Raw genomic sequence first — 2,828 nt, 5'->3', positions numbered from 1 at the left:
GGAGCCGTGGGGGCTGGTCAGGACGGGTTTCGATGTCTCGGCGGCGTCGATCGCCGGGTGGACCGGTACGGTCGACGTTCCGCTGGGCGGCTACCCGCGCACGCGCCGGCCGAGCGGGGGGTGGTGGTCGTCGGTGTCGGAACTCCTGGCCGTCGGCGAGGGCTTGCTTGCGGATCGGGCGCTTCTGGAGGAGATCCGCCGTCCGCGCACCAGGCCCGACGACCCCATGACGTACGGGCTCGGGTGGGCGCTGGGGCCGTCGGGCCAGATGTACCTCAACGGACGGCTGCCCGGCTATCGGTCCGCCATGGTCATGGTTCCGGACCGGGACTACGTGAGCGTGGCCCTCGCCAACCAGGAGACTTCCCTGCCCGCATTGGCGCGGCTGCTCAGCGACATGCAGCAGCCCCTGACCGGGGACGACATCGCACAGGCGGTCGACGACTTCGCCGCCTGAGCCCACGCTTCCGCGGCGGAAGGTCCGTTCTGGACGCGGCCGCCGGTACGGTGGCGGATCGGGCTGCGGTGGGGCGAGGAGGGAGCGGGACATGGGGCGGAACGCGGTGGTGTTTCACGGGACCGGGGCGAATCCGGGGGTGGCCTGGTATCCGTGGCTGGGACGGAGGTTGGCGGAGCGGGGGTATTCCGTGGAGATTCCGCACTATCCGGAGTTGAACGTGGAGCCGATCGGGACGTTTCTGCCGAAGGTGCTGGCGGGGCAGCGGTTCGATGAGGAAACGGTGCTGGTGGGGCACTCCGGCGGTGCCGCGCTGGTGTTGGCGGTGCTGGAGCACATCGGGGTGGAGGTGGCGCAGGCGGTGCTGGTGGCGGGGTATGCGACGCGGCCGAACGAGTCGCAGGAGCCGGTGTTGCAGGACGCGTACGACTGGGCGGCGATCAGGTCGCATGTTCGGGACTTGTACTTCATCAACTCGCGTCAGGATCCGTACGGTTGTGATGACCGTCAGGGCCGCGCGATGTTCGAGCGGCTGGGCGGCACCCAGATCGTGCGGGACGACGGGCACTTCGGGGACTACGACCAGCCGTACGAGACATTCGAGTTGCTGGATCGGCTGATTGGTTGACGACCTGATCCACCGCCCAACGTGCACCAGGTCGTACGGGGTTGGGTGGTGGCTCGGCCGCTTGGTGGCTCGTGTGGTGGAGGGGCTGAGCGCTCAAGTGGGCTGCTGATTAAGGGCGTTGATGATCTGGGCAGGCGCATGCGGCTTTCCGCGGCGCCGAAGTCCGCTACATGCGGGTCCGGGCGTCGGCTATCCACTGCAGCACGCCGGCCGCGCCGCACTCCGTTGCCGTCGTGTGGGCCTGGTCCAGCAGTTGCCGGGCCGAGTCGCGGTCGCTGGAGGAGTGCCACAGGAACTCGGCGAGTGCGAGCTGGGCCGCGGCCACGCTTGCGGGGAGGTCCAATTCCTCGCGCAACCGCACCGACTGCTCGAAGCGTGTGCGGGCCTCGTCCAGGTGGCCGGCCGCCTCCGCTGCGAACCCCAGGTGGCGTGTCGCGTACGACAGGGTCAGTCGGTCGCCCACCGACTCGGCCAGTTCGTAGGACCGCTGGAAGCACGGCACCGCCTCGCCGTATGCCTCCCGCACCACTTGGTGCCAGGCGCCGAGCCAGAAGAGGGCTTCGCCTTCGCCGCGGACGTCGCCGAGTGCACGGTAGAGGGTCACCGCCTGCTGGAACAGCTCTCCTTCTTGCCCTTCGACCACCTCCTTTCGCTCCGCCAGATACCGTGCGTGCAGGGTCTTGCCGCGTGCGAGCGCCAGGTCCGCCGCCAGCCCGTCCAGCATCCGCTCGGCCCGTGCGGGTGCTGTCCGGTCGCCGCCGAACGTCGCTGCTTCGTACAACTGCGCGACCTGGTGGAGTCGTTCCCCGTTGCCGATGAGATCACCCATACGGCCCAGCGTAGTGACGGGTCGGAACCGAAGTCGGGCGCCGGCCCGTCGTAGTACCCACACGGTCACGCGTCGACCGCGTGGAACCCAACTCCCGGGAGGCACCTATGGACGGCGGCGGCGGGCACGGCGACTCCGGGCACAGCGGACACAGTGACTCCGGGCATGGCGGCGGCCATCACGGGGGGCATCACGGCCACCACGGCCATCACAGCGGGTACGACGGGGACCCTGGCGCGGGGGGTTCGGCCGGCCAGGGTCCCGTCCGCGCGACCGGGGGGAAGCCGGACGGCGCGGCAGTGATCGTCGTCACGCTGGTGGCCATTGTGGTGGCCGCCTTCTTGCTCTACCTCAGCACTCGCTGAGGCCGGATGCGGGTCAGGCGCCGGCCGGGACCTTGTCGAGGAAGCCGAGGACGTGGTGGATCAGGCCGTCCGCGCCGACCGACACCACGTCGAAGCCGACCACGAGCGACTCGCCGCCCGCGGGGCCCAACTCCCAGGTGAAGCGGGCGATGTTGTGGTGGGTCTCGACCGGGCCGAGGGTGAAGACCAGGCCGCCGAACTGGGCCTGTGCCCCGGCGATCACCTCGCCGAGGGCGGCCCGGCCCACGACGTCCGCGAGCGGGTCGGTGTAGACGGCGTCCTCGGCGAAGACCTCGGCGATCTTCCAGGTGCGCAGGGCCGGGTCCGTCTCGTTCCAGACGGCGATGTACTGCTCGACCAGGTGCTGGATGTCGCTCATCGCGCTCTCCCATAAGTAGTGACCGGCACCAGGTGTGCCGTGTTCTTGCTGGTCATGACGGTACGGAGCGGGAGCGGGCGGCGAATCAGTCACGTATAGGTAGTCAGGCAGGTCAAAATGGGCCGGACGCGGAAGCACCGCCGGGGGCGAGCCGGGGCACACGCGGATTC

Annotated in this window: 4 protein-coding genes; 2 read left to right on the top strand and 2 right to left on the bottom strand. The window is 69.7% G+C overall.

Features of this window, described 5'->3' with window-relative positions; all coding sequences use genetic code 11:
• On the top strand, window positions 1-457 hold a 457-nt coding region (locus AC13HU_RS35130; protein WP_483046051.1), incomplete at its 5' end, for a serine hydrolase.
• A gap of 91 nt (window positions 458-548) precedes the next feature.
• Window positions 549-1,085 carry an RBBP9/YdeN family alpha/beta hydrolase gene (locus AC13HU_RS35125; protein ID WP_483046050.1) on the top strand — a complete coding sequence of 179 codons (537 nt, stop codon included), beginning with the start codon at window positions 549-551 and terminating at the stop codon, window positions 1,083-1,085.
• A gap of 166 nt (window positions 1,086-1,251) precedes the next feature.
• Here AC13HU_RS35125 and AC13HU_RS35120 read toward each other — a convergent pair whose 3' ends face one another.
• Window positions 1,252-1,914, bottom strand: coding sequence for a tetratricopeptide repeat protein (locus tag AC13HU_RS35120; protein ID WP_483046049.1), 663 nt, complete (start codon window positions 1,912-1,914; stop codon window positions 1,252-1,254).
• Between the two features lie 378 nt (window positions 1,915-2,292).
• Window positions 2,293-2,658 (bottom strand): nuclear transport factor 2 family protein, encoded by a 366-nt coding sequence (locus AC13HU_RS35115; RefSeq protein WP_483046048.1) that lies wholly within the window; start codon window positions 2,656-2,658, stop codon window positions 2,293-2,295.
• Window positions 2,659-2,828 lie beyond the last annotated feature (170 nt).

This window comes from Streptomyces sp. NH27 (assembly GCF_056859195.1).
The sequence above is the reverse complement of the archived record's forward strand: the minus strand, read 5'-3'. Positions and strand labels throughout refer to the sequence as shown.

Excerpts from the sequence above, each read along its gene's own strand:
- AC13HU_RS35125 (WP_483046050.1), top strand. The coding sequence starts at position 549 with ATGGGGCGGAACGCGGTGGTGTTTCACGGGACCGGGGCGAATCCGGGG.
- AC13HU_RS35120 (WP_483046049.1), bottom strand. The coding sequence starts at position 1,914 with ATGGGTGATCTCATCGGCAACGGGGAACGACTCCACCAGGTCGCGCAG.
- AC13HU_RS35115 (WP_483046048.1), bottom strand. The coding sequence starts at position 2,658 with ATGAGCGACATCCAGCACCTGGTCGAGCAGTACATCGCCGTCTGGAAC.